Here is a 21684-nt window from a genome sequence, read left to right as displayed (position 1 = left end):
TTTGACGGGAATGTTTTGCCCATTTCCGAGCCCATTGCCCCCTTATGGATTTCGCCAACTTCCTGATTCAGTTGCTCAACAGCCTGCAATATGGCTTGTTGCTGTTCATGCTGGCCGCTGGCCTCACACTGATTTTCGGGATCATGGGCGTGGTGAACCTCGCCCACGGCAGCTTCTACATGTTGGGCGCCTACATGGCCTGGTTTCTGGCCACCCAGTTTGACAGCCTGGTGCTGGCCATTCTGGTGGGCACGGTGATCGCCGTGGCGCTGGGCTGGGTGCTGGAATGGCTGCTGTTTCGACATTTTTACCACCGCGACCACTTGGACCAGGTGCTGCTCACCTTCGGTCTGATCTACATCTTTGAAGAAGTGCGTTCCATTTTGTGGGGCGACGACGTGCACGCGGTGCAGGTGCCTGAGCTGGTGAACTGGTCCATTCCTCTGACCGAAAACCTTTCTTATCCCATTTACCGGCTGGTGATTTCAGCGGTGTGCGTGGGCTTGGCGCTGGGCCTGTACCTGCTGATTTCCAAAACCCGCCTGGGCATGAAAATCCGCGCCGGCGCCTTCAACCGGGAAATGACCGAAGCGCTGGGCATCAACATCCGGCTGATCCATGGCGTGGTGTTTGCGCTGGGCGTGGCGCTGGCCGCCATCGCCGGCATGATCGCCTCGCCCATCGCCAGCGTGTACCCCGGCATGGGCAGCTCGGTGCTGATCATGTGCTTTGTCGTGGTCGTGATCGGTGGCATCGGCTCCGTGCGCGGCGCCCTGGTGGCCGCCTTGCTGGTGGGCCTGGTGGACACCTTTGGCAAGGTGCTGGTGCCCCAGATTGCCGGCATGGCGGTTTACATGCTGATGGCCGGTGTGCTGCTCTACAAGCCCGAAGGCTTGTTCAAACAATGATGACGACCCTATGAGCTCCCCCAAAGCCACCCTCGAATTGCTGCCCAAGAGCGTGCAGGTGCTGCTGGGTACCGGTGCCCTGGCCCTGGCCGCCTTTCCGTTTGTCCCGGTGGAAGGCAGCGACTTCTATCTGCAAATGCTTTCGCAAATGATGATCCTGGCCATCTTTGCCATGAGCCTCGATTTGCTGCAAGGCGTCACCGGCATGGTCTCGCTCGGCCATGCGGCCTACTTCGGCCTGGCAGGCTATGCACTGGCCTTCTTGACGCCTGCCGACACGCCCATCAGCCTGTGGTGGGCGCTGCCTGTGTCGGCGCTGGGCGCTGGCCTGGCCGCGCTGATCATTGGTTTTTTCGTGGTCCGCACCCACGGCATCTACTTCATCATGGTCACCATGGCGTTCGCGCAAATGGTGTTCTTCCTGTTTTTTGACAACAAGGCTCTGGGCGGCTCGGACGGCCTGTACGTGAACTTCCGGCCCGACGCAACGCTGTTTGGCTGGACCGGCATCGATCTGGAAAACAAGACCACCTTCTATTACTTCACGCTGGCCGTGCTGGTGCTGGTGTATGCGTTTCTGCGGCGCCTGCTGTTCTCGCCTTTTGGCCGGGTGCTCTCGGGCATTCGGGTGAACGAACACCGTATGCGCGCCGTGGGCTACGGCACCTTTGGCTACAAGCTGGCGGCCTTCACGCTGGCGGGCTCGCTGGCCGGCGTGGCAGGTTTTTTGTGGGCCGCACAAACGGGCTACGTGAACCCCGAACTGATGGGTTTTCACATGAGCGCGCACGCCATCATGATGGTGATTCTGGGCGGCATGGGCAACTTTGCCGGCGCCATCGTGGGCGCCTTTGCGTTCGAATACGTCATGCACTTCTTCAAAGACCTGACCAAACATTGGCAACTGCTCATGGGTGGTTTCATTGTGCTGGTGGTGGTGCTGGCGCCGCGTGGCTTGCTGGGTCTGGGTGAGCGCCTGCTGGGTAAGAAAGAACACTGAAGCCATGTCCGAACTGCTGCTCTCAGCCCATCACCTCACCAAGCGCTTCGGCGGTCTGGCCGCGGTCAACGACGTGTCGGTAGATCTGTTTCGCGACCGCATCCACGCGGTGATTGGCCCCAACGGCGCGGGCAAGTCGACCCTGACCAACCTGCTCTCGGGCGACCTGCCCCCCACGTCGGGACGCATCACGCTCAATGGCGTGGAAACAGCAGGCCAAAGCCCTGAGCGCATTTCGCGTCTTGGCCTGGGCCGCAGCTACCAGAAGACCAACATTTTTCTGCCCTTCACCGTATGGGACAACGTGCGCCTGGCCGCGCAGTCCAGCGAACGCCACTCGCCCTGGAACCCCCTGCGCTGGCTGGGCCGCGCCGACCAGCTGCGCGCGGTGAACCAGCGCTGCGAACGCGCCCTGGAGCTCGCCGGCCTCACCCACCGCGGCCCCACGGTGGCGGGCACCATCAGCCACGGCGAACAGCGCCAGCTGGAAATTGCCATGACCTTGGCCACCGAACCCACCGTGCTGCTGCTGGACGAACCGCTGGCCGGCATGGGCCAGGCCGAAGCCGAAAGCATGGTGGCGCTGTTGCAAAAACTCAAAAAAGACCACGCCATGATGCTGGTGGAACACGACATGGACGCTGTCTTTGCGCTGGCCGACCAGCTCACCGTGATGGTCAACGGCCAGGTGATTGCCAGCGGCACGCCTGCGCAGGTCCGTGCAGACCCCGCTGTGCAAGCCGCCTATTTGGGCGAGGAGCACGCATGAGCACCACGGCATTGATTCAAGCCACCGGCTTGAACACCCACTACGGCGCCAGCCACATTTTGCGAGGCGTGAACTTCACCGTCGGTCAGGGCCAAACCATTGGCCTGATGGGCCGCAACGGCATGGGCAAAACGACCCTGCTCAAATCCATCATGGGTATCGTCAAACCCAGCGGCGGCAGCGTACAGATCAAGGGCAAGAACATGACCGGGGGTTCAACCTTCGAGATTGCCCGCCAGGGCCTGGCCTATGTGCCCGAAGGCCGTGGCATTTTTGGCAACCTGAGCGTGCGTGAAAACCTGGTGATGGCCGCCCGCGCAGGCACCCAGGGGCAACGCGACTGGACCTACGAGCGCGTGCTGGACACCTTCCCGCGCCTGGCCGAGCGCCTGAACCACGGCGGCCAGCAACTCAGCGGTGGTGAACAGCAAATGCTCACCATTGGCCGGGCGCTGATGACCAACCCCGACGTACTCATTCTGGACGAAGCCACCGAGGGCCTGGCGCCCCTGATTGCCCGGGAAATCTGGCGCATTTGCGGCGTCATCCGCGCGTCCGGCATCAGCAGTGTGATCGTGGACAAAAACTGGAAACACGTCACGCAGATCACCGACCGCAACGTGATTCTGGTGAAAGGCGAAGTGGCGTTTGAAGGCAGCTCGGAAGAACTTCTGGCCAAGCCCGAACTGCTGGAGCAGTACCTGGGCGTCTGAGCTCACGCTGCATGTGCAGCCTCAGAGCAGCGGTCTGAGCTCTCGTGCTGCGTCCAGCAGCAGCGGCAACAAATCGTTGCGCATCACCGCCGGCTCCAGCCGCTCGGGAGAGGCGACCACGTTGAGCGCCGCCACGGTTTTGCCCTGCATGTTGCGCAGCGGCACCGCCAGCGCGTGCACGCCCAACTCATGCTCTTCACCCGCGATTGAAAAGTCGTCGGTGCGCACCTGCGCCACGATGGCGCGGAACGCCTTGTGGTCCACCGTGGTCAGCGGCGTTAGGCGCGGCAGCTCGCGGCCCTTGAGCCAAGCGGTGAACGCTGCCCGGGGTTGGGCCGCCAGCAACACCCGCCCGGTGGACGTGGCGTGCACCGGCAGGCGCGCACCCAGGTGCAGGCCGTAGGCCATGAGCCGCTGGCCGCCAATGGAGGCACTGCGCGCCACGATCACCACCTCGTCGCCGTCCAGCACCACCGCAGAAAAGGACTCGCGGGTCTGTGCTGCCAACCGGTTCAGGGTGGGCTGCAACAACCGCGGTAAGCGCGCGGAAGCCAGGTAGCTGCCCGAAAAACGCAACACCTTGGCCGACAACCAGTAATGGCTGCCGTCGGTGTCCAGGTAGCCCAGATAGGCCAGCGTCAGCAAGTGGCGCCGCGCGGCCGCCCGCGTCAGGCCGGCGCGCTCTGCCGCCTGGGTGGCGTTGAGGCGCTGGCGTTCGGTGTCAAAGCTCTCCAGCACCGCCATGCCTTTGGCCATGCCTTCAATGAAGTCGGCCTTCGCGATTTGGTTGGGTTCATTGCTCATACCGCGCGATGATCGCACAAGACATTCAATCACCGCGCAATAGGGCACATGCAGCCTTGTGTTGCCACCGCTGTGTTTTTAAGCTTCACCTTGTATTTCAGCAACGTCCTGCCGGTGGCCATTGAACCGCCGCAAGCCGTCACCGCTCACCCCCACAGGAGACCTTCTTCATGCGTACCCAAGTTGCCATCATCGGCGCAGGCCCCTCCGGCCTGCTGCTCGGCCAGTTGCTTCACAAAGCCGGCATCGACGCCATCATCGTCGAGCGCCAGAGCCCCGACTACGTGCTCGGACGCATCCGCGCGGGCGTGCTGGAACAGGTGGCCATCGACCTGCTGGACGAGGCTGGCGTGGGCCAGCGCATGCACACCGAGGGGTTGGTACACAGCGGATTTGACATGCTGTTCAACGGTGAGCGCCACCGGATCGATCTTGAAAAGCTCACCGGCGGCAAAAAGGTGATGGTGTACGGCCAGACCGAAGTCACGCGCGACCTGATGGACGCGCGCACCGCCGCCGGCCAGCCCACGGTGTACGAAGCCTCGAATGTGCAGGTGCACGATTTCGACACCCAAACGCCGAGCGTGACGTACGAAAAAGACGGCCAGACGCACACCGTGCATTGCGACTTTATTGCTGGCTGCGATGGCTTTCACGGCGTTTGCCGGGCCAGCGCACCGCGCAACGCCATCAAGGAATACGAAAAGGTGTACCCGTTTGGCTGGCTCGGCTTGCTGTCGGACACACCGCCTGTGCACCACGAATTGATTTATGTGAACCACCCGCGCGGCTTTGCCCTGTGTTCGCAGCGCAGCGCCACCCGCAGCCGCTATTACCTGCAGGTACCGCTAACCGACAAAGTGGAACAGTGGAGCGACGAGGCATTTTGGAACGAACTGAAATTGCGCCTGGACCCGGAGGCCGCCGCCAAGCTGGTGACCGGCCCAAGCATCGAAAAAAGCATTGCACCACTGCGCAGCTTTGTGACCGAGCCGCTGCGCTTTGGCCGCATGTTTCTGGCGGGAGACGCCGGCCACATCGTGCCGCCCACCGGCGCCAAGGGCCTGAACCTCGCGGCCACCGATGTGAAGTACCTGTCCAGCGCTTTCGTCGAGTTTTACCAAGACAAAACCGAAGCCGGCATTGACAACTATTCCGAGCGCTGTCTCAAGCGCATCTGGCGCGCTGAGCGCTTCTCCTGGTGGTTCACGTCGATCATGCACAACTTCGATGGCGAAGGTGCCATCAACGGCAAGCTGCAACAGGCCGAGCTGGACTACCTGATGCACTCCGAATCAGGCTTGCGCACGATTGCTGAAAACTACGTGGGACTGCCCCTGAACTTTGGGGAATGAGCGACCAGGCAAGGTAACTGTCGCCTGCGTTCGGTTACCGGAACGACATGGCGGTACATTGACGAAAAAGTCAACCGGTACCGCCATGGCATCCTCTGTCGAATCTCCCAGCAAAACCCTCAAACCGCTGCGCGGCGTGCGCGTCCTCAGCCTGGCGCTGAACCTGCCCGGGCCGGCCGCGCTCATGCGGCTCAAAGCCATGGGTGCCACCTGCCTCAAAGCTGAGCCGCCGGGGCCAAAGGGCGCACCGGCTGGCACCAGCGGCGACCCGATGGGGCAATACAACCCGCAGGCCTACGCCACGATGCACAGTGGCATCAAGGTGCTGAGCATCGATTTGAAAACCGACAAGGGGCAAGCGGCACTGCACAAGGAACTGGCACGCACCGATCTGCTGATCACCTCGTTCCGCCCCTCGGCTTTGGTCAAGCTCGGTCTGGGCTGGAAGGCGCTGCACAAGGCCTACCCGCCGCTGTCGGTGGTGGCCATTGTGGGCGCACCGGGTGTCCGCGCGGAAGAACCAGGCCACGACCTCACCTACCTCGCCGACGCCGGCCTGGTGACCGGGCTTGAACTGCCCGCCACACTGTTTGCCGACATGGGCGGCGCGTTGATGGCCAGCGAGGCCGCGCTCAAGGCCGTGCTTGCGCAAAAGACCAGCGGCAAAGGCTCGTTTCAGGAAGTGGCACTGTCAGACGCCGCCGCCTGGCTCGCCCTGCCCCGACACTGGGGTCTCACGCAGCCCAAGGGTGCCGTGGGCGGTGCGCACGCAGGCTACCGCGTGTACCCCTGCAAAGACGGCCGCGTGGCTGTGGCCGCACTGGAACCGCACTTTGCAGCAGCACTGTGCAGTGCGGCCAGCGTACCGATGACAGGTATGGCCACGCTGTTTCAGCCCGCCACACACGCCGCCATTACCGCGTTCCTGGCCAGCCAAACCCGCAAACAGCTCGACAAGCTGGCTGCAGCAAAAGACATTCCGCTGCACACCTTGGCGGGCTGAGGGCCGCGTCAGCGCTGGGTGGGATCGGGTGACAGCACCCGCTGAGCCCAAGCCGGCAGGGGCTCAGCCTGCCAGACCACCCCACCCGCCCGCAACCGCGCCACCAGCCGAGGCGGCTGAAACGTATCGCCAGCGGGTTGGGATGTGTCGTACAGCAACGCCAGATCTGCCCGGCGCACCGCCACACCCAGGTGGCGCACCGTGCGCGGGTAGCGCCCCAAAATGCGCTCGGGCGGTACCGGGTGGCCGCCCTCCTCCACGCGCCGGCTCACGCGGCCCAGCAGTTGCTGCGGGTCGTCAACACACACCACCAGCAGCACCACAGAGAAACCGGCTCGCCGGGCTGCAGCCATCAAATCGAGCTTGGAGGTGTGCGAAAACACGGTTTCGCTGGCGAACGAAAGCCCTTTGGCCAGACACTCGGCCCGCCGAGCGTCAGCCCATGCGCGGGCCTGCAACGAGCGCGCCTGCGGATCTGCCAGGTGCTGCAAATGGGCCGCCTCGTACAGGTCAGCGTTCACAAATTCCGCTGAAACGGGGATCAGACGCTCTGCCACAGCCGCACGGTAAAGGGTGGATTTGCCAGCGCCGTTGGGCCCGGCCAGCAAGTAGAAAACCGGGGCTGGCACGCGTCAAGCTGCGCGGCGGGAATCGGGCAATGCGCGGCGGTTGGCCAGCACCGTTTCACGCACCGCCTGCGCCAGGCGGCCGCTTGTTTCGGCCGCCAGAAAGCGCGCCTCAATGGCGTCCAGCGATTCGTCTGCGGTGCCAGCCTCGCGCTGGCGCGCGTCGTACAGGGCAATCGCTTCGCGCGCCTCTTGCACCGTCAGCCCGGTTTCGTCGGCAATGCGCCCCAACGTGGCCCAGTATTCGATCTGGCCAGCGACCGAACGGCGTTGTGGTTGGGCGGCTTCGCGCGCCTGCTGGACCAAGGAGACGGACAGTTTCACGGAAGCAAACGGGCGGGATGACGCGGCCATAATGGACTCCTTTATGGCGCATTTTGCGCCACTCTGCCCATTTCTGCAACAACGGCATAATTCGCAACCAATCAGCCAACAGCACCGAAAAACAGCATGAGAAAACAGGGAACCGTGGTTCGGTGGAGCGGTGCCAAAGGCTTCGGATTCATCAAAAGCGATCAGACGCCCTCCGACATCTTCTTCCACATCCGCGACTTTTCGGGGGCCCCGGTACCCACAGAAGGGTTGCAAGTGGGCTTTGAAGAAATTCAGGTGGGCGGCAAAGGCCCACGGGCCATGCAGGTCCGTCCGCTGACCGGCAACGAGCGCCCGGGCCACACCCGCCCCCCCGGCCGGCCGCGACAGGCAGACCAACCGGGCAGCCGCGCCCCAGCACGGACCGGCACAAGCCGGCGCGCGCCAGCAACGACAAGCCATGCCCAGCCGGTTGGCCCGGTGTTGGCGCTCATGCTGGTGTGGTTGGTGCTGCTGGTGGCTGGCGCATTTACCGGCCGTTTCACCTGGTTTGTATTGCCCGCGGCATTGGGGCTGAACCTGATGACTTTCTACACCTACTGGCAAGACAAACACGCCGCCCGCCAAGGGGCCTGGCGCATCAAGGAAGACACCCTGCACCTGCTGGGACTGGCAGGTGGGTGGCCAGGCGCCTGGTTTGCCCACCAGATTCTTCGCCACAAATCGAGCAAGCAGGCTTTTCGGGCGGTGTACTGGGCCACGGCCATCTTTAACACCGCCGCCTTGCTGGCCTGGGTGGCGCTGCCCTGGTTTCAGCGCTGAGCCGCCGGCTGCGAAAATAGACCGGCCGGGTCAGCCGGGTTTGCGTTTCGTGGCACCACCGGTTTGCCGAGGTGGCAAGCCCGTGTGCTGGGTCAGCATCTGGCCTTTGCGGGGCTGAGCGGGTTTTGCGCCGGGCTTGACCACCGCCGCAGCCCGCTCGCTGGCTTTGCCCAACGGCGTGCTGTTTTTGCGGCGCGCGCTCTGGTAGCTGCCGTCTGTGAGTGGCTGGAAGGTGGGGATCAGGTGGTGCTTGCCGTTGCCGATCAGGTCCGAACGGCCCATGGCCTTGAGGGCTTCGCGCAGCAGCGGCCAGTTGTTGGCGTCGTGGTAGCGCAAAAACGCCTTGTGCAGGCGCCGGCGCTTGTCGCCACGCACAATGTCCACCCGCTCGGCACGCTCGGGATCGCGGCTGATGCCCTTGAGCGGGTTCATGCTGCTGTGGTACATGGCGGTGGCGGTGGCCATGGGGCTGGGGTAGAAGGTCTGCACCTGGTCGGCACGGAAACCGTTTTTCTTCAGCCACACGGCCAAGTTCATCATGTCCTCGTCGCTGGTGCCCGGGTGGGCGGCAATGAAGTACGGAATGAGGAACTGCTTCTTGCCGGCTTCTTCGCTGTATTTTTCAAACAGCTGCTTGAACTTGTCGTAGCTGCCAATACCGGGCTTCATCATCTTGGACAGCGGCCCGCCTTCGGTGTGCTCGGGCGCGATCTTGAGGTAGCCACCCACGTGGTGCTGCACCAGCTCTTTCACGTACTCGGGGCTCTTCACCGCCAGGTCGTAGCGCAGGCCGGAACCGATCAAAATCTTCTTGATGCCGCGCAGCTCCCGCGCGCGGCGGTAAATTTTGATCAGCGGGCCGTGGTCGGTCGTGAGGTTGGAGCAAATGCCGGGATACACGCAGCTGGGCTTGCGGCAGGCGGCTTCAATCTCGGGGCTCTTGCAGCCCAGGCGGTACATGTTGGCGGTGGGGCCGCCCAAATCTGAAATGACGCCGGTGAAGCCTGCAACCTTGTCGCGGATGTCTTCCACCTCTTTGATGATGGATTCTTCCGATCGGCTCTGGATGATGCGGCCTTCGTGCTCGGTGATGGAGCAGAAGGTGCAGCCGCCGAAGCAGCCGCGCATGATGTTCACGCTGAAGCGGATCATTTCCCAGGCCGGGATCTTGGTCGCACCGTCGTGTTTGCCGTGCTCGTCGGCGTAGTCGGGGTGCGGGCTGCGGGCGTACGGCAGGTCGAACGCGTAGTCCATTTCCGCCGTGGTGAGCGGAATGGGGGGCGGGTTGATCCAGACGTCACGGGCCGTGGCCCCGTCGCCGTGGGCCTGCACCAGCGCGCGGGCATTGCCGGGGTTGGTTTCCAGGTGCAGCACGCGGTTGGCGTGGGCGTACAGCACGGCGTCGCTCTTCACCTGCTCGTAGCTGGGCAGACGAATCACGCTGCGGTCACGCGCGGGTGCCTTGCGCTTGCTGACCAGCGCCGGGTTGGGCATGAATTTCAACGGCTGGATCGCAGGGTTGGTTTCGGCTGCTGCTGAGCCGCCCTCTTCCTTACTGCACGTCTGGCCTTGCGCCTGCGCCTGCTCGCTGGTGGTCAGATAGGGGTTGAGGTGGTCTTCCACCCGGCCCGGCATGTCCACGTCGGTCGAATCTATTTCGATCCAGCCTTCGGCGGTGGGGTCGTTCGGGCGGCGCACAAACGCGGTGCCGCGCACGTCGGTGATCTGGGCAATGGGCTCGCGCGCCGCGATGCGGTGCGCCACTTCCACCAATGCACGTTCGGCGTTGCCGTAAAGCAGCAGGTCGCATTTCGCGTCCACCACGATGCTGCGGCGCACCTTGTCGCTCCAGTAGTCGTAGTGGGCAATGCGGCGCAAGCTGCCTTCGATGCCGCCCAGAATGATGGGCACGTCCTTGTAGGCTTCGCGGCAGCGCTGGCTGTAGACGATGGCCGCGCGGTCGGGGCGCTTGCCGCCCACGTCGCCAGGCGTGTAGGCGTCGTCGCTGCGAATTTTGCGGTCCGCCGTGTAGCGGTTGATCATGGAATCCATGTTGCCCGCGGTCACACCCCAAAACAGGTTGGGCTTGCCCAGCGCCTTGAAGGGCTCGGCGCTTTGCCAGTCGGGCTGGGCAATGATGCCGACCCGGAACCCTTGCGCTTCGAGCACCCGGCCAATCACGGCCATCCCGAAGCTGGGGTGGTCCACATAGGCATCGCCGGTGACCAGAATGATGTCGCACGAGTCCCAGCCCAGGCGCTCCATTTCGGTGCGGCTCATGGGCAAAAACGGCGCTACGCCGAACCGCTTGGCCCAGTAAGGGCGGTAGCTGGTGATCGGCTTGGCAGCGCGCGCAAAAAAGGAGACGTCGACGGGGGCGTTCATGGTACGGGTGAAAAGTGACCGGGAAGTGTACGGTTTTAGCCCCCGCACAGGAAACCAAGGGTTAAGGAGGCCCCCGCAACCTGCCGTCCGGATGCGCTCGCGCATCGCGAGCGGTGCCGGTTACAGCTGGATGCACAAGCAACCAAGGCTTTACCCGGCATCTTGCGTTTGATCAATCTTCGTCAGAGGCAGCGAACCACAATAAGTCACCAGCAAATACCGCACGGGGTATCCAATGCTCTTGGTAAATGCGTGGGATGGTTCTCGGAAAAACCTCTATTTCTCATCAAGGAGTCGTCATGAAAAAGCATGTATGGATCAAGGCGCTGGCGCTCACGGTTTCGCTGGCAGGTGTCGGCATGGTGGGCGCACAAGATCAAACACGAACGCAAGACCAGCTAAAAACACAGGGCCAGGACCAAATGCGCGATCAGGACCGCATTTACGCGCACGAGCTGATGACCGATGCTGAGCGTGCGGCCTACCGCGAGCGCATTCGCTTGGCCAAAACGATCCAGGAGCGCGAACGCATCCGGGAAGAGCACCGGATTCAGATGGACGCTCGCGCCAAAGAGCGTGGTGTGGTGATCATGCACGGAGGCCCGGGCGCACCCGGCGGCGCGGCTGGTGGCTCCGGCGGTGGCGCAGGTGGACGGAACTGACGACCTATTCCATGGCCGCCGGCAGATTCAGTGCGTCTTGGCTCAACACGCACACGCTCAGATGGGCTCATCGCTCGCGGTCTCCAACAAACAAAGGGACACTTTCATGAAAAACCGAACCTCGATCAAAACCGCCCTGGCCGCTTTGGCCTTGAGCGCGCTGGGAACCGTCTTGGCACAAGACATGAACCGCAACCTCACAGAGGAGCAGTTGCGCACCCAACAGCAAATGCAATTGCAACTGCAGGAGCACAACCGCATTTATGGCCATGAGTTGATGAGCCAGGAAGAGAGCAATGTGTACATGGAGCGACTGCGACTGGCCTCGAGCGAGCAAGAGCGGGAGCGCATTCGCAACGAGCACCGGGAGCGCATGGATTTGCGCAAGCGTGCCTTGAACGGGGTGGGCAACCGTGGCGCGGGCGCCGGTGCGGGTGGCGGCATGGGCGGCAAGTCGCCAGTGATCATTCCCGGCCCCAGAGGCGGCGGTCGCAACTGAGCGACGGGCGCACCCACGGGCCCACGGCCCTCAACGGCTGGCCGCAAGCGGTCAGCCGTTTTTCGTTTTGGCCTCGCCAGGGCAACACCCGCGACCAGACGCAGCGTGCATCTCGTTACCCCTCTTACGGTACAGACCAGAATGTAAGCCACGTGGCCATTAGCATGACTGCTTCACTTTTTGAAGGAGCTGGCATGGCACTGCACTTTGGCAAACGAGAACCCGAATCCCTGAAACCCCTTAACGCCAGCGTGACGCCGCAGCGTTATGGCGGCCTGAACGCTGGCACGGTCGCACCCACCGCACCGGTGGCTGCCGAACCCGAACGGGCCTCGGCCCCAGACAGCTCCGCCACCGGCGCCATGCCCGAAGGCGGCAGCAAGCTCACGGTGGGGCCCAACATCAAGCTCAAGGGCGTTGAAATCACCGACTGCGACACCCTGGTGGTGGAAGGCATGGTGGAGGCCACCATGGACTCGCGCGTGATTCAGATTTCGCAGCAGGGCGAGTTCAAGGGGTCGGCCGAAATCGACATTGCCGAGATTCGTGGCTTGTTCGACGGCAACCTGACCGTGCGCCAGAAACTGGTGATTTACGCCACGGGCAAGGTGACCGGCAAGATCCGCTACGGCAAGGTGGTGATTGAAGAAGGTGGCCAGCTGTCCGGCGACATTGAATGCACCGTGAACGGAGCAGCAAAGACCGCCACCAAGCCAGCCATGGCGCTGGCAGCCTGACCCACCTGTTTACAAGGCAGCCGCCCGCGCCGCGCAGGCGCTGCCTTTTGTGAATCTTCTGTTGGGCGGGCGGTTTGACCCGCATTTGCCCGACCCCGGCGCCGCCGTTATCCTCAAGGGCATGTACGCCGGTTATTTTGGCCTCAAGCAGGCCCCCTTCTCCATTGCCCCGGACCCGCACTACCTCTTCATGAGCGAGCGCCACCGGGAGGCACTGGCGCACCTGCTCTACGGCATTGAAGGCGGCGGCGGCTTTGTGTTGCTCAGCGGCGAGATTGGTGCGGGCAAGACCACCATTTGCCGCTGCTTCCTGGAACAACTCCCCAAGCACTGCAACGTCGCCTACATCTTCAACCCCAAGCTCACCGTGGGCGACCTGCTCAAAACCATTTGCCACGAGTTTCAGGTGGCGGTGGAGCATGAAGGGGTGGGACCGGCCACGATCAAAGACTACCTGGACCCTTTGAACGACTACCTGCTGCGCAGCCACGCGGCCGGGCAGCACAACATCTTGATCATCGACGAGGCGCAAAACCTCACCCCCCACGTGCTGGAACAGTTGCGTCTGCTGACCAACCTGGAAACCAGCGAACGCAAGCTGCTGCAGATCATCCTGATTGGCCAGCCTGAGCTGCGCCAGATGCTGGCCCGCCCAGACCTGGAACAGCTCGCCCAGCGCGTGATTGCCCGCTTTCACCTGGGCACGCTCACCGAAACCGAATCGCGCCAATACATCCAGCACCGCATGGGCGTGGCGGGCCTGCAAGGCCCGTTGCCGTTTTCAGACGACGCGCTGCGCCGCATCCATGCGCTCACGCGCGGCGTGCCGCGCCGCATCAACCTGCTGTGCGACCGCGCCCTGCTCGGCGCCTACGCCACCGGACAGCCCCGGGTAGAGCGCGCTGTGGTCGACAAGGCCGCCGCCGAGGTGTTTGAGTCCGAAGCGCTGGCAACCGCGCCTGCAGCTGCACCGGCCCAGGCGCTGGCCCAACGTCTGGGCACGCTGGCCCTGGGCGCCTTGGGCGGTGCTGCCTCGGCGGCCGCGCTGTTCTGGCTGTGGACGGGAAGCACCCTGGCGCCCGCACCCCACACGCCGGACAGCCAAAACGTGCCAACCACCACGGCGCCCGTGCTGCCCCCTCCACCGCAGACCGAACCGGCGGCCGCTGCAGCCACCGCCTCGGCCGTGCCACCCGAGCCACCTGTCGCGGCCCCGCCAACGCCAGAACCCACACCGGGGCCACTACCCTTTTCGGCCCTGTGGCGCAACGAAGCGGCCGCCCTGCATGCCATGGGCCCCTTGTGGGGCGCGGCACTCAGCCAAACCGCGCCTTGCACAGACGCGCCACGCGAACAACTGCAATGCTTTCGTATCGGCCGCATGACCCTGCACGGCCTGCGGCAAATGGACCGCCCCGCAGCGCTCTTGCTTCGACTGCCAGGCCAAGGCAACGGCTGGGCAGTGCTGACGGCCATGACGAGCGAAACGGCCACGCTGCGCACCGAAAACGAACGCTGGCTCGTGCCGCTCACCGCGCTGGCCGACATCTGGCGCGGTGACTATGCAACCCTGTGGCGCACACCACCGGGCCAGCAAGGCCGTTTGAACAACGGCAACACCGGCCCGGCAGCCGACTGGCTCGCACAGCAACTGGAGCAACTGCAATCCACCGGCCAGATCGCTGCTGAGTCGACCGATTTTTCGGCACGCGTCCGCGCGTTTCAGCGCAGCCAGGGCGTTGATGGCGATGGCCTGGCGGGCCCCATGACCTTCATGCTGGTCAACCGGGCCAGCGGTGTCGATGAACCCCGTCTGGGCCTGGACTGAGCGCTCGCACCCCGCGTCTAACCGACCCAATCCCCAAGACCTGCCGATGTCCTACATTCTTGACGCACTCAAACGCGCCGACGCCGAACGGGAGCGCGGCCACGTGCCCGGCCTGCACACGCACAACGTGCCGCCTGAAGCAGCCCCACGCGGTCGCAAAAATGGGTGGATCATCGCGGCCGTCCTCGCGCTGGCGGCTATGGCTGTGGCGTTGGCCGCCTGGTGGATGCAACCACCCGCACCTGCCCAGCCCTCTGAGGCCGGCGCCGCAAGCCACGCAGCCATGCCGACGGCCTCGCAGCAGCAGGCACCCACCACCCCAGACCCCACCCCGGCCGTCAACCCCGAACCCAGCGCACCACCGCCCGTGCTCGCGGCGCCACCCGAGGCGGTGCTGCCCCTGCTGGCTCCGCCACCCCCTGCCCCGCTCACCACGCTGCCCGAGGCCAAAAGCGCGGCAACCAGCACCCCGAGCGCGTCACCCGAAGCCCCTGCAACCGCCAGCAGCGGCCCCAGCACGCAGCCTCCCGCAGCAGGCGCCGCAGCACCTGCGCCGGTGCGCAGCTTCGCCGAGCTGTCACCCGAAGCACGCGCAGCGTTGCCAGCGGTCAATGTGAGTGGCTCCACCTACTCGCAAAATCCGGCGCACCGCATGCTCATTGCCAACGGCAAGGTGGTGCAAGAGGGGCAAGAAGTTGCGCCGGGGCTGGTGCTGGAAACCATCGGGCCACGCAGCGCGGTGCTGAACCACCGTGGCCTGCGCTACCGCATTGGTTATTGAACCCGCGCAACCCCAGACCCCAACGGAACAACCCCATGAACACCGAGCGTCCCTCCTTGGTCAAGCCCGTTTTGAAAGCCGAACAGCTGTGTTTTGCATGGCCCAACCGCCCGCTGTTCAACGCGGTCAGCTTCAGCATCCCGCCCGGCCTGAGCCTGGTTCGGGGCGACGACGGTTGTGGCAAAAGCAGCCTGATCCGGTTGATGGCCGGTGATCTGGTGCCCGATTCAGGCACCTTGAGCATCCACGGCACCCGGCTGGACGAGCAGCACGGTGCCTACCGCCAACAGGTGTTCTGGATCGACCCCCAGACCGAAGCGCACGATGCCATCAGCGCTGCGGGCTACCTGGACAGCCTGAGCCACCACTACCCCCGCTTCAACACCGAGGCACTGGCAGACCTGGTGACTGGGTTCGCCCTCGAACCGCACCTGAACAAGCCGATGTACATGCTCTCGGCGGGCAGCAAGCGCAAGGTGTGGCTGAGTGCGGCCTTTGCCGCAGGCACACCACTCACCCTGATCGACCAGCCCTTTGCCGCACTCGACGCACCATCGATGCGGTTTTTGACCGCGCTGCTGCAAGAAGCCGCCAGCCACCCGAGCCGTGCCTGGGTCATCGCGGATTACGAGGCGCCAGCGGGCATCGCACTGGCCTCCGTCATCAACCTCTGAGCGACCGGGCCATGCGGGTGGTTACCGGCCGCCCAGACCCATGCCGCGCGAAATCACTTCTTTCATGATCTCGTTGGTGCCGCCGTAAATGCGTTGCACCCGCGCGTCGGCGTAGGCCCGTGTGATGGGGTATTCCCACATGTAGCCGTAGCCACCAAAGAGCTGCACGCACTCGTCCATCACCTTGCATTGCAGGTCGCTGCACCAGTACTTGGCCATGCTGGCGGTGGCGGTGTCGAGCTGGTCCACCGCCACCAGTTCGCAGCATTTGTCCACAAACACGCGGGCCACCTGCACCTCGGTCTGCATCTCGGCCAGCTTGTAGCGGGTGTTTTGAAACGCGGCCACAGTCTGGCCAAACACCTTGCGGTCTTTCACATAGGTCACTGTCCAGTCAATCGCAGCCTGCGCGGCCGACACCGCACCGATGGCGATCTGCAGCCGCTCCCAGGGCAGCTGTTCCATAAGGCAAATGAAGCCCTTGCCTTCGGCGCCGAGCAGGTTTTCGGCCGGCACGCGCACGTTATCGAAAAATAGCTCGGACGTGTCCTGCGCCTTCATGCCCAGCTTTTTCAGGCGCTTGCCCTTCTCAAAGCCCGGCATGCCGCGTTCGATCAGCAACAAGCTCGTGCCCTTGGCGCCCGCAGCCGGGTCGGTCTTGGCCACCACGATCACCAGGTCGGCGTGCCAGCCGTTGGTGATGAAGGTTTTGCTGCCGTTGAGCAGGTAGCTGCCATCGGCCTGCTTGATGGCGGTGGACTTCACGCCTTGCAGGTCGCTGCCAGCGGCAGGCTCGCTCATGGCAATGGCGCCCACCATGGCGCCGCTGGCCAGCAGCGGCAGGTACTTTTGCTTTTGCGCTTCGGTGCCGTAGTGCAAGATGTACGGCGCCACAATTTCGCTGTGCAGCCCGTAGCCGATACCGCTGAAACCCGCGCGCGCCAGCTCCTCCATCTGCACCACCGAATACAGCTTGTCGGCGTCCGAGCCCCCGTAGGCTTCGGGCATGGTCATGCACAAAAAGCCGTTTTCGCCGGCCTTGTTCCACACGGCGCGGTCCACAAAGCCCTGCTCTTCCCAAGCCTCGTGAAAGGGCGCAATTTCCTTGTCCATGAAGCGGCGAAAACTGTCGCGAAAGGCTTCGTGGTCGGCGTTGAAAAGGGTGCGGTCGATCATGGTGTCACCTATCAGACTGGGTGGGTTTATTTTTACAAAGCAAATGCTTGGCAAAAGTCTATACTGTTCCGTCCGTTCCATCCAGAGGGACGCCACAGGGACAGTTCCCAAGGAGACAGCATGACTGAAGCCTACGTTTTTGATGCGATCCGCACGCCGCGCGGCAAGGGCAAGAAGGACGGCAGCCTGCACGAGGTGAAGCCGGTCAACCTGCTGGCCGGCCTGCTGACCGAGCTGCAACGCCGCAACGACCTGGATACCGCCGCCGTGGACGACGTGGTGATGGGCGTGGTCTCGCCCATCGGCGAGCAGGGCTCGGTGCTGCCCAAGGTGGCGGCGCTGAAAGCCGGCTGGGACTGGCGCTGCTCGGGCGTGCAGATCAACCGGTTCTGCGCCTCGGGCCTGGAAGCGGTAAACATGGCCGCCATGAAGGTGAAAAGCGGTTGGGAAGACCTGGTGGTGGCTGGCGGCGTGGAAAGCATGAGCCGCGTGCCCATTGGCTCCGACGGCGGCGCCTGGGCGCAAGACCCCGAAACCAACAGCGCCACGCTGTTTGTGCCGCAGGGCATTGGCGCGGATTTGATCGCCACCCTGAGCGGCTTCACCCGGGCCGATGTGGACGCCTTCGCACTCGAATCGCAAAAACGCGCCACGGCCGCGCGCGCCGCCGGTTACTTTGACCGCTCGGTGGTGGCGGTGAAGGACGCGCTGGGTCAAACCATTCTGGCGCAGGACGAGTTCATCAAACCCCACACCACGCTGGAAGGCCTGGGCGGGCTGAAGGCCGCTTTTGAGCAGCTCGGCGCCATGGGTTTTGATGCCGTGGCCCTGCAGCGCTACCCGCAGGTGGAGCGGATCCACCACGTGCACCATGCCGGCAACTCGTCGGGCATTGTGGACGGCGCAGCGGCCATCCTGATCGGCTCGGAAGCAGCCGGCAAGACGCACGGATTTACGCCGCGTGCACGCATCGTGGCCGTGGCGCTCTCGGGCGCCGACCCGACCATCATGCTCACCGGCCCCATGCCGGCGGCGCGCAAGGCACTGGCCAAGGCGGGCCTCACCATCGACCAGATCGACCTGTTTGAGGTCAACGAAGCTTTTGCCGCCGTGCCCATGAAGTTCATGCAGGAGATGGGTGTGTCGCATGAAAAGGTCAACGTCAACGGCGGCGCGATCGCCATGGGGCATCCGCTGGGCGCCACGGGCGCGATGATCCTGAACACGCTGATCGACGAGCTGCACCGCACGGGCAAGCGCTATGGCCTCGCCACCCTCTGCGTGGGCGGTGGCATGGGCATCGCCACAGTCGTCGAAAGGGTCTGACGACCCACCCCCGCGCCACGCTTCGCGTGTCACCCCCTGTGAGGGGGCAACGCCAGAGGCCCGGCAAAGCCGGTTCCACCGCGTTCTCTCACAGACACCTCGCTCGCAAGGCATCTCAGGAGCCCTGACATGATCACGAAAACCATCCGCTACGAACTCACCAACGGCATTGCCACCATCACCTTCGATGAACAGGGCTCGCCGGTCAACACCATGTGCCTGCAGTGGCAAGACGACCTGGACGCCGTCGCGGCCCAGGTGGTGAAAGACAAGGCCCAGCTCAGAGGCATCGTGCTGGCCTCGGCCAAGAGCACCTTTTTTGCTGGCGCCGACTTGAAGGGCGTGATGCGCTCCACCGCTGCCGACGGACCGCGCGTGTTCACCGAAATCGAGCGCATCAAACGCAACTTTCGGACCCTTGAAACCCTGGGTGTTCCCGTGGTGAGCTGCCTGAACGGCGCAGCGCTCGGCGGCGGCTGGGAGGTGGCGCTGGTGGGCCACCACCGCATCGCCGTCAACAGCCCCAAGGTGCAGTTTGGCCTGCCCGAGATCACGCTGGGCCTGATTCCCGGCGGCGGCGGCATCACCAAGATGACGCGGGTGCTGGGCCTCATGGCCGCGCAGCCCTATGTGCTGGAAAGCAAGCTGTTTGGCCCCGAGGAAGCTTTGAAAATCGGCGTGGTGCACGAGCTGGTGGCCACACCCGACGAGCTGATGCCGCGCGCGCTCGCCTTCATTGAAGCGGCGCAAGGCAAGCCCGAGGCCGCGCAACACGTGTGGGACCGCAAGGACTACAAAATGCCCGGCGGCACACCGAGCAACCCCAAGATCGCCGGCATGTTGAGCGTGGCGCCCGCCGTGCTGAAGCAAAAGACCCGGGGCCTCTACCCCGCCCCCGAAGCGGCGCTGGCCGCCATGGTCGAAGGCGCCATGGTGGACTTCGACACCGCCATGCGCATCGAGAGCCGCTACCTGGCCGGGCTGATGGTCAGCCCCGTGGCCAAGAACATGATCAACACCTTCTTCTTCAACCTGAACGCCATCAAGGGCGGACAGTCAAGGCCGGGCCCTTCGACCGGCTCAGGACGAACGGAAAAATACCAGCCGAAAAAAGTGGGCGTGCTCGGCGCCGGCATGATGGGTTCGGGCATCGCCTATGCGCAAGCGACCCGAGGCATCGCCACCGTGCTCAAGGACGTGAGCCTTGATGCCGCCGAAAAGGGCAAGGGCTACACGGCCAAGCTCACGCAGAAGCGCGTGGACAAGGGCCAAATGAGCGCCGAGAAGCAGCAAGGCATCCTGAGCCTCATCAAGCCGACCGACAGCGCACAAGACCTGGCAGGCTGCGACCTGATCATCGAGGCCGTATTTGAAAACCGCGCGCTGAAAGCCCAAGTGACCCAGGAGGCCGAGCCCATGCTGGCCGACGGTGGCTTCTTCGCCAGCAACACGTCCACCCTGCCCATCTCCGGCCTGGCCCAGGCCAGCGCCAAGCCACAGAAGTTCGTCGGCATCCACTTCTTCAGCCCGGTGGACAAGATGAAGCTGGTGGAGATCATCCGAGGCAAAGACACCGACGACGAGACCATCGCCCGCGCCTACGACTACGTGCAGGCGCTGGGCAAGCTGCCGATCGTGGTGAACGACTCGCGCGGCTTCTACACCAGCCGCACCTTTGGCACCTTTGTGATGGAAGGCGCGGCCATGCTGGGCGAAGGCATCCCGGCCGCCGTCATTGAAAACGCCGCCATGCAGGCCGGTATGCCGGTGGGCCCGCTGGCGGTGCTGGACGAAACCGCGCTCTCGCTCTCGGTGCATGTGCTCGACCAGACCCGCGCCGACCTGGCTGCCGAGGGCAAGACCTACACCGCCACGCCGGGCGAGTTGCTGGTGGAGCGCATGGTGAAAGTGCTGAACCGCGCAGGCCGCGCCGCCGGCGGTGGCTTTTACGACTACCCCGCAGGGCAAAAAAAGCACCTGTGGCCCGAGCTGAAAACCCTGTTTGAACAACCGGGCGCGGCCTGGGACTTGCAGACGGTGAAAGACCGCCTCCTGTATCGCCAAGCGGTGGAGACCGCGCGTTGCCTGGCTGAGGGCGTGCTCACCAGCGTGCACGACGGCAACATCGGCTCCATCTTCGGCATCGGTTTCCCCGCCTGGACCGGTGGCGCCCTGCAGTTTATCTACGGCATGGGGATTGAAGCCTTTGAGCAGCGCTGCGGTGAACTGGCCGCCCAACACGGCCCAGGATTTGCGTTGAGCGCCGACGTGAAGGCTACCCTGCGACAGCACCAGCCTGTGTACTGATGCCGGTGAAGGCCCGTCGTTGAACACCTCCAAACTGTCGCCCGGCGACCTGCTCGGTGCGCTGGCGGTGGTGGTCATCTGGGGACTGAACTTCGTGGTCATGAAGGTCGGCCTGCAAGATGTGGGGCCCATGCTGCTGGGTGCCTTGCGTTTCGCGGTGGCCGCCGTGCCTTTCTTGCTGTTTGTGCCGTTTCCCCGGCTGCCATGGAAATACGTTGCCGGCTACGGGCTGGCACAGGGCCTGGGCCAGTTTGGCTTCCTCTTTCTCGGTCTCCACATGGGCATGACGGTGGGCATGGCCTCAGTGGTGATGCAGACCCAGGCGTTCTTCACCCTGCTGCTGGCGGTGCCGCTGCTCGGCGAGCGCGCTCGTCCATCGCAGTGGTGGGGCCTGGCGGTGGCGCTGGCCGGCCTGCTGATGATCGCCAACGCCAGCGGCGAAGGCGCGGGCCAGATGACGCTGGCGGGTTTCGTGCTCACGCTCTCAGCGTCCTTTATGTGGGCCGTGTCCAACCTGATCGCGCGCCTGGCGAGCCGGGTGGCCGACTACGAGCCGTTTCCCTTTATCGTCTGGAGCAGCCTGTTCCCGGTGGTTCCCTTCCTGGCGCTGGCGGCGTGGGCCGACGGCCCGTCGACAGTGTGGCGCCAGCTCATGGGCATGGATGGACGCGCCTGGCTGGCGGTGCTGTTTCTGGCCTGGCTGGCCACACTGCTGGCCTACAGCCTGTGGACGCTGCTGCTGAAACGGCACCCGGCTGGCCGGGTAACGCCGTTCTCCCTGCTGGTCCCGGTGGTGGGCCTTTGGGCGGCCTGGATGTTCTCGGGCGAACTGCCGCAGCGCTGGCAGTGGGCCGGCACGGCGGCGGTGTTGCTGGGTCTGGTCATCAACCAGGCTGGCCCGTTGAGAGCCCTGGTCAAGGGCATCGCTGAGCGCCGGAGCCAACCCGCCGACTGAAACCCAGCGGGGCAGCGCACTGGCCTCGTGCCTCTTTGCCGC

The 21684-nt window shown here is 64.2% G+C and carries 21 protein-coding genes; 16 read left to right on the top strand and 5 right to left on the bottom strand.

Annotation, left to right across the window (positions count from 1 at the left end; all coding sequences use genetic code 11):
• Nucleotides 1-44: 44 nt before the first annotated feature.
• From AC4QBL_RS06170 to AC4QBL_RS06155, 4 genes are read left to right on the top strand one after another with little or no spacing between them, the layout of a single operon-like run.
• On the top strand, nucleotides 45-908 hold the full coding sequence (locus AC4QBL_RS06170) for a branched-chain amino acid ABC transporter permease (RefSeq protein ID WP_472899168.1): 864 nt from the start codon (nucleotides 45-47) through the stop codon (nucleotides 906-908).
• Between the two features lie 10 nt (nucleotides 909-918).
• A complete protein-coding gene (locus tag AC4QBL_RS06165) occupies nucleotides 919-1908 on the top strand; it encodes a branched-chain amino acid ABC transporter permease (RefSeq protein WP_472899167.1) in 990 nt (329 codons plus the stop codon).
• Between the two features lie 4 nt (nucleotides 1909-1912).
• Complete coding sequence (locus AC4QBL_RS06160) at nucleotides 1913-2677, top strand: ABC transporter ATP-binding protein (protein WP_472906371.1); 765 nt, start codon at nucleotides 1913-1915, stop codon at nucleotides 2675-2677.
• Nucleotides 2674-3390, top strand: coding sequence for an ABC transporter ATP-binding protein (locus AC4QBL_RS06155; protein ID WP_472906372.1), 717 nt, complete (start codon nucleotides 2674-2676; stop codon nucleotides 3388-3390). Before AC4QBL_RS06160 ends, AC4QBL_RS06155 begins: the two co-directional genes overlap by 4 nt.
• Nucleotides 3391-3411: 21 nt before the next feature.
• Here AC4QBL_RS06155 and AC4QBL_RS06150 read toward each other — a convergent pair whose 3' ends face one another.
• Nucleotides 3412-4194, bottom strand: a complete 783-nt coding sequence (locus tag AC4QBL_RS06150) for an IclR family transcriptional regulator domain-containing protein (RefSeq protein ID WP_472906373.1) — start codon at nucleotides 4192-4194, stop codon at nucleotides 3412-3414.
• Nucleotides 4195-4364: 170 nt separating this feature from the next.
• Here AC4QBL_RS06150 and pobA point away from each other — a divergent pair, with 170 nt between their 5' ends.
• Nucleotides 4365-5549: a 4-hydroxybenzoate 3-monooxygenase gene (gene pobA, locus AC4QBL_RS06145; protein WP_472906374.1), complete on the top strand. Its 1185-nt coding sequence runs from the start codon at nucleotides 4365-4367 to the stop codon at nucleotides 5547-5549.
• Between the two features lie 85 nt (nucleotides 5550-5634).
• Nucleotides 5635-6552, top strand: coding sequence for a CoA transferase (locus tag AC4QBL_RS06140; protein ID WP_472906375.1), 918 nt, complete (start codon nucleotides 5635-5637; stop codon nucleotides 6550-6552).
• An 8-nt stretch (nucleotides 6553-6560) separates the two neighbouring features.
• Here AC4QBL_RS06140 and AC4QBL_RS06135 read toward each other — a convergent pair whose 3' ends face one another.
• Together AC4QBL_RS06135 and AC4QBL_RS06130 are read right to left on the bottom strand one after the other, a co-directional pair.
• A complete protein-coding gene (locus AC4QBL_RS06135; RefSeq protein WP_472906376.1) occupies nucleotides 6561-7181 on the bottom strand; it encodes an ATPase in 621 nt (206 codons plus the stop codon).
• A 3-nt stretch (nucleotides 7182-7184) separates the two neighbouring features.
• A complete protein-coding gene (locus tag AC4QBL_RS06130) occupies nucleotides 7185-7532 on the bottom strand; it encodes a TA system antitoxin ParD family protein (protein ID WP_472906377.1) in 348 nt (115 codons plus the stop codon).
• Nucleotides 7533-7628: 96 nt separating this feature from the next.
• Between AC4QBL_RS06130 and AC4QBL_RS06125 the strand changes: the two genes are divergently transcribed.
• Complete coding sequence (locus AC4QBL_RS06125) at nucleotides 7629-8312, top strand: DUF1294 domain-containing protein (protein WP_472906378.1); 684 nt, start codon at nucleotides 7629-7631, stop codon at nucleotides 8310-8312.
• A gap of 30 nt (nucleotides 8313-8342) precedes the next feature.
• Here the strand turns inward: AC4QBL_RS06125 and AC4QBL_RS06120 are convergent, their stop codons facing one another.
• Nucleotides 8343-10697, bottom strand: a complete 2355-nt coding sequence (locus AC4QBL_RS06120; RefSeq protein ID WP_472906379.1) for a YgiQ family radical SAM protein — start codon at nucleotides 10695-10697, stop codon at nucleotides 8343-8345.
• A 299-nt stretch (nucleotides 10698-10996) separates the two neighbouring features.
• Between AC4QBL_RS06120 and AC4QBL_RS06115 the strand changes: the two genes are divergently transcribed.
• The 6 genes from AC4QBL_RS06115 to AC4QBL_RS06090 all read left to right on the top strand — a co-directional run bounded on the left by AC4QBL_RS06115 (nucleotide 10997) and on the right by AC4QBL_RS06090 (nucleotide 15878).
• Nucleotides 10997-11359: a hypothetical protein gene (locus AC4QBL_RS06115; protein ID WP_472899157.1), complete on the top strand. Its 363-nt coding sequence runs from the start codon at nucleotides 10997-10999 to the stop codon at nucleotides 11357-11359.
• A 106-nt stretch (nucleotides 11360-11465) separates the two neighbouring features.
• Nucleotides 11466-11858: a hypothetical protein gene (locus tag AC4QBL_RS06110; RefSeq protein WP_472906380.1), complete on the top strand. Its 393-nt coding sequence runs from the start codon at nucleotides 11466-11468 to the stop codon at nucleotides 11856-11858.
• A 194-nt stretch (nucleotides 11859-12052) separates the two neighbouring features.
• A complete protein-coding gene (locus AC4QBL_RS06105) occupies nucleotides 12053-12595 on the top strand; it encodes a bactofilin family protein (RefSeq protein WP_472899155.1) in 543 nt (180 codons plus the stop codon).
• Nucleotides 12596-12716: 121 nt separating this feature from the next.
• Complete coding sequence (locus tag AC4QBL_RS06100; protein ID WP_492131655.1) at nucleotides 12717-14423, top strand: ExeA family protein; 1707 nt, start codon at nucleotides 12717-12719, stop codon at nucleotides 14421-14423.
• Between the two features lie 46 nt (nucleotides 14424-14469).
• Nucleotides 14470-15204, top strand: coding sequence for a general secretion pathway protein GspB (locus tag AC4QBL_RS06095; protein ID WP_472906382.1), 735 nt, complete (start codon nucleotides 14470-14472; stop codon nucleotides 15202-15204).
• Between the two features lie 35 nt (nucleotides 15205-15239).
• Nucleotides 15240-15878, top strand: coding sequence for an ABC transporter ATP-binding protein (locus tag AC4QBL_RS06090; RefSeq protein WP_472906383.1), 639 nt, complete (start codon nucleotides 15240-15242; stop codon nucleotides 15876-15878).
• 21 nt (nucleotides 15879-15899) lie between these two features.
• Here the strand turns inward: AC4QBL_RS06090 and AC4QBL_RS06085 are convergent, their stop codons facing one another.
• Nucleotides 15900-17054 carry an acyl-CoA dehydrogenase family protein gene (locus AC4QBL_RS06085; RefSeq protein WP_472906384.1) on the bottom strand — a complete coding sequence of 385 codons (1155 nt, stop codon included), beginning with the start codon at nucleotides 17052-17054 and terminating at the stop codon, nucleotides 15900-15902.
• Nucleotides 17055-17174: 120 nt separating this feature from the next.
• On the opposite strand from AC4QBL_RS06085, the gene AC4QBL_RS06080 reads away from it, so the two are divergent.
• From AC4QBL_RS06080 to AC4QBL_RS06070, 3 genes are all read left to right on the top strand, one after another.
• Nucleotides 17175-18380, top strand: coding sequence for an acetyl-CoA C-acetyltransferase (locus AC4QBL_RS06080; RefSeq protein ID WP_472906385.1), 1206 nt, complete (start codon nucleotides 17175-17177; stop codon nucleotides 18378-18380).
• 129 nt (nucleotides 18381-18509) lie between these two features.
• Complete coding sequence (locus AC4QBL_RS06075; protein WP_472906386.1) at nucleotides 18510-20687, top strand: 3-hydroxyacyl-CoA dehydrogenase NAD-binding domain-containing protein; 2178 nt, start codon at nucleotides 18510-18512, stop codon at nucleotides 20685-20687.
• Nucleotides 20688-20706: 19 nt separating this feature from the next.
• Entirely contained in the window at nucleotides 20707-21642 is a 936-nt protein-coding gene (locus AC4QBL_RS06070) for an EamA family transporter (RefSeq protein ID WP_472906387.1), read from the top strand.
• The last annotated feature ends 42 nt before the right edge of the window (nucleotides 21643-21684 follow it).

The sequence above is a fragment of the Hydrogenophaga sp. L99 genome, from assembly GCF_058731905.1.
The sequence above is the reverse complement of the archived record's forward strand: the minus strand, read 5'-3'. Positions and strand labels throughout refer to the sequence as shown.

Excerpts from the sequence above, each read along its gene's own strand:
- AC4QBL_RS06170 (WP_472899168.1), top strand. The coding sequence starts at position 45 with ATGGATTTCGCCAACTTCCTGATTCAGTTGCTCAACAGCCTGCAATAT.
- AC4QBL_RS06165 (WP_472899167.1), top strand. The coding sequence starts at position 919 with ATGAGCTCCCCCAAAGCCACCCTCGAATTGCTGCCCAAGAGCGTGCAG.
- AC4QBL_RS06160 (WP_472906371.1), top strand. The coding sequence starts at position 1,913 with ATGTCCGAACTGCTGCTCTCAGCCCATCACCTCACCAAGCGCTTCGGC.
- AC4QBL_RS06155 (WP_472906372.1), top strand. The coding sequence starts at position 2,674 with ATGAGCACCACGGCATTGATTCAAGCCACCGGCTTGAACACCCACTAC.
- AC4QBL_RS06150 (WP_472906373.1), bottom strand. The coding sequence starts at position 4,194 with ATGAGCAATGAACCCAACCAAATCGCGAAGGCCGACTTCATTGAAGGC.
- pobA (WP_472906374.1), top strand. The coding sequence starts at position 4,365 with ATGCGTACCCAAGTTGCCATCATCGGCGCAGGCCCCTCCGGCCTGCTG.
- AC4QBL_RS06140 (WP_472906375.1), top strand. The coding sequence starts at position 5,635 with ATGGCATCCTCTGTCGAATCTCCCAGCAAAACCCTCAAACCGCTGCGC.
- AC4QBL_RS06130 (WP_472906377.1), bottom strand. The coding sequence starts at position 7,532 with ATGGCCGCGTCATCCCGCCCGTTTGCTTCCGTGAAACTGTCCGTCTCC.
- AC4QBL_RS06125 (WP_472906378.1), top strand. The coding sequence starts at position 7,629 with ATGAGAAAACAGGGAACCGTGGTTCGGTGGAGCGGTGCCAAAGGCTTC.
- AC4QBL_RS06120 (WP_472906379.1), bottom strand. The coding sequence starts at position 10,697 with ATGAACGCCCCCGTCGACGTCTCCTTTTTTGCGCGCGCTGCCAAGCCG.
- AC4QBL_RS06115 (WP_472899157.1), top strand. The coding sequence starts at position 10,997 with ATGAAAAAGCATGTATGGATCAAGGCGCTGGCGCTCACGGTTTCGCTG.
- AC4QBL_RS06110 (WP_472906380.1), top strand. The coding sequence starts at position 11,466 with ATGAAAAACCGAACCTCGATCAAAACCGCCCTGGCCGCTTTGGCCTTG.
- AC4QBL_RS06105 (WP_472899155.1), top strand. The coding sequence starts at position 12,053 with ATGGCACTGCACTTTGGCAAACGAGAACCCGAATCCCTGAAACCCCTT.
- AC4QBL_RS06100 (WP_492131655.1), top strand. The coding sequence starts at position 12,717 with ATGTACGCCGGTTATTTTGGCCTCAAGCAGGCCCCCTTCTCCATTGCC.
- AC4QBL_RS06095 (WP_472906382.1), top strand. The coding sequence starts at position 14,470 with ATGTCCTACATTCTTGACGCACTCAAACGCGCCGACGCCGAACGGGAG.
- AC4QBL_RS06090 (WP_472906383.1), top strand. The coding sequence starts at position 15,240 with ATGAACACCGAGCGTCCCTCCTTGGTCAAGCCCGTTTTGAAAGCCGAA.
- AC4QBL_RS06085 (WP_472906384.1), bottom strand. The coding sequence starts at position 17,054 with ATGATCGACCGCACCCTTTTCAACGCCGACCACGAAGCCTTTCGCGAC.
- AC4QBL_RS06080 (WP_472906385.1), top strand. The coding sequence starts at position 17,175 with ATGACTGAAGCCTACGTTTTTGATGCGATCCGCACGCCGCGCGGCAAG.
- AC4QBL_RS06075 (WP_472906386.1), top strand. The coding sequence starts at position 18,510 with ATGATCACGAAAACCATCCGCTACGAACTCACCAACGGCATTGCCACC.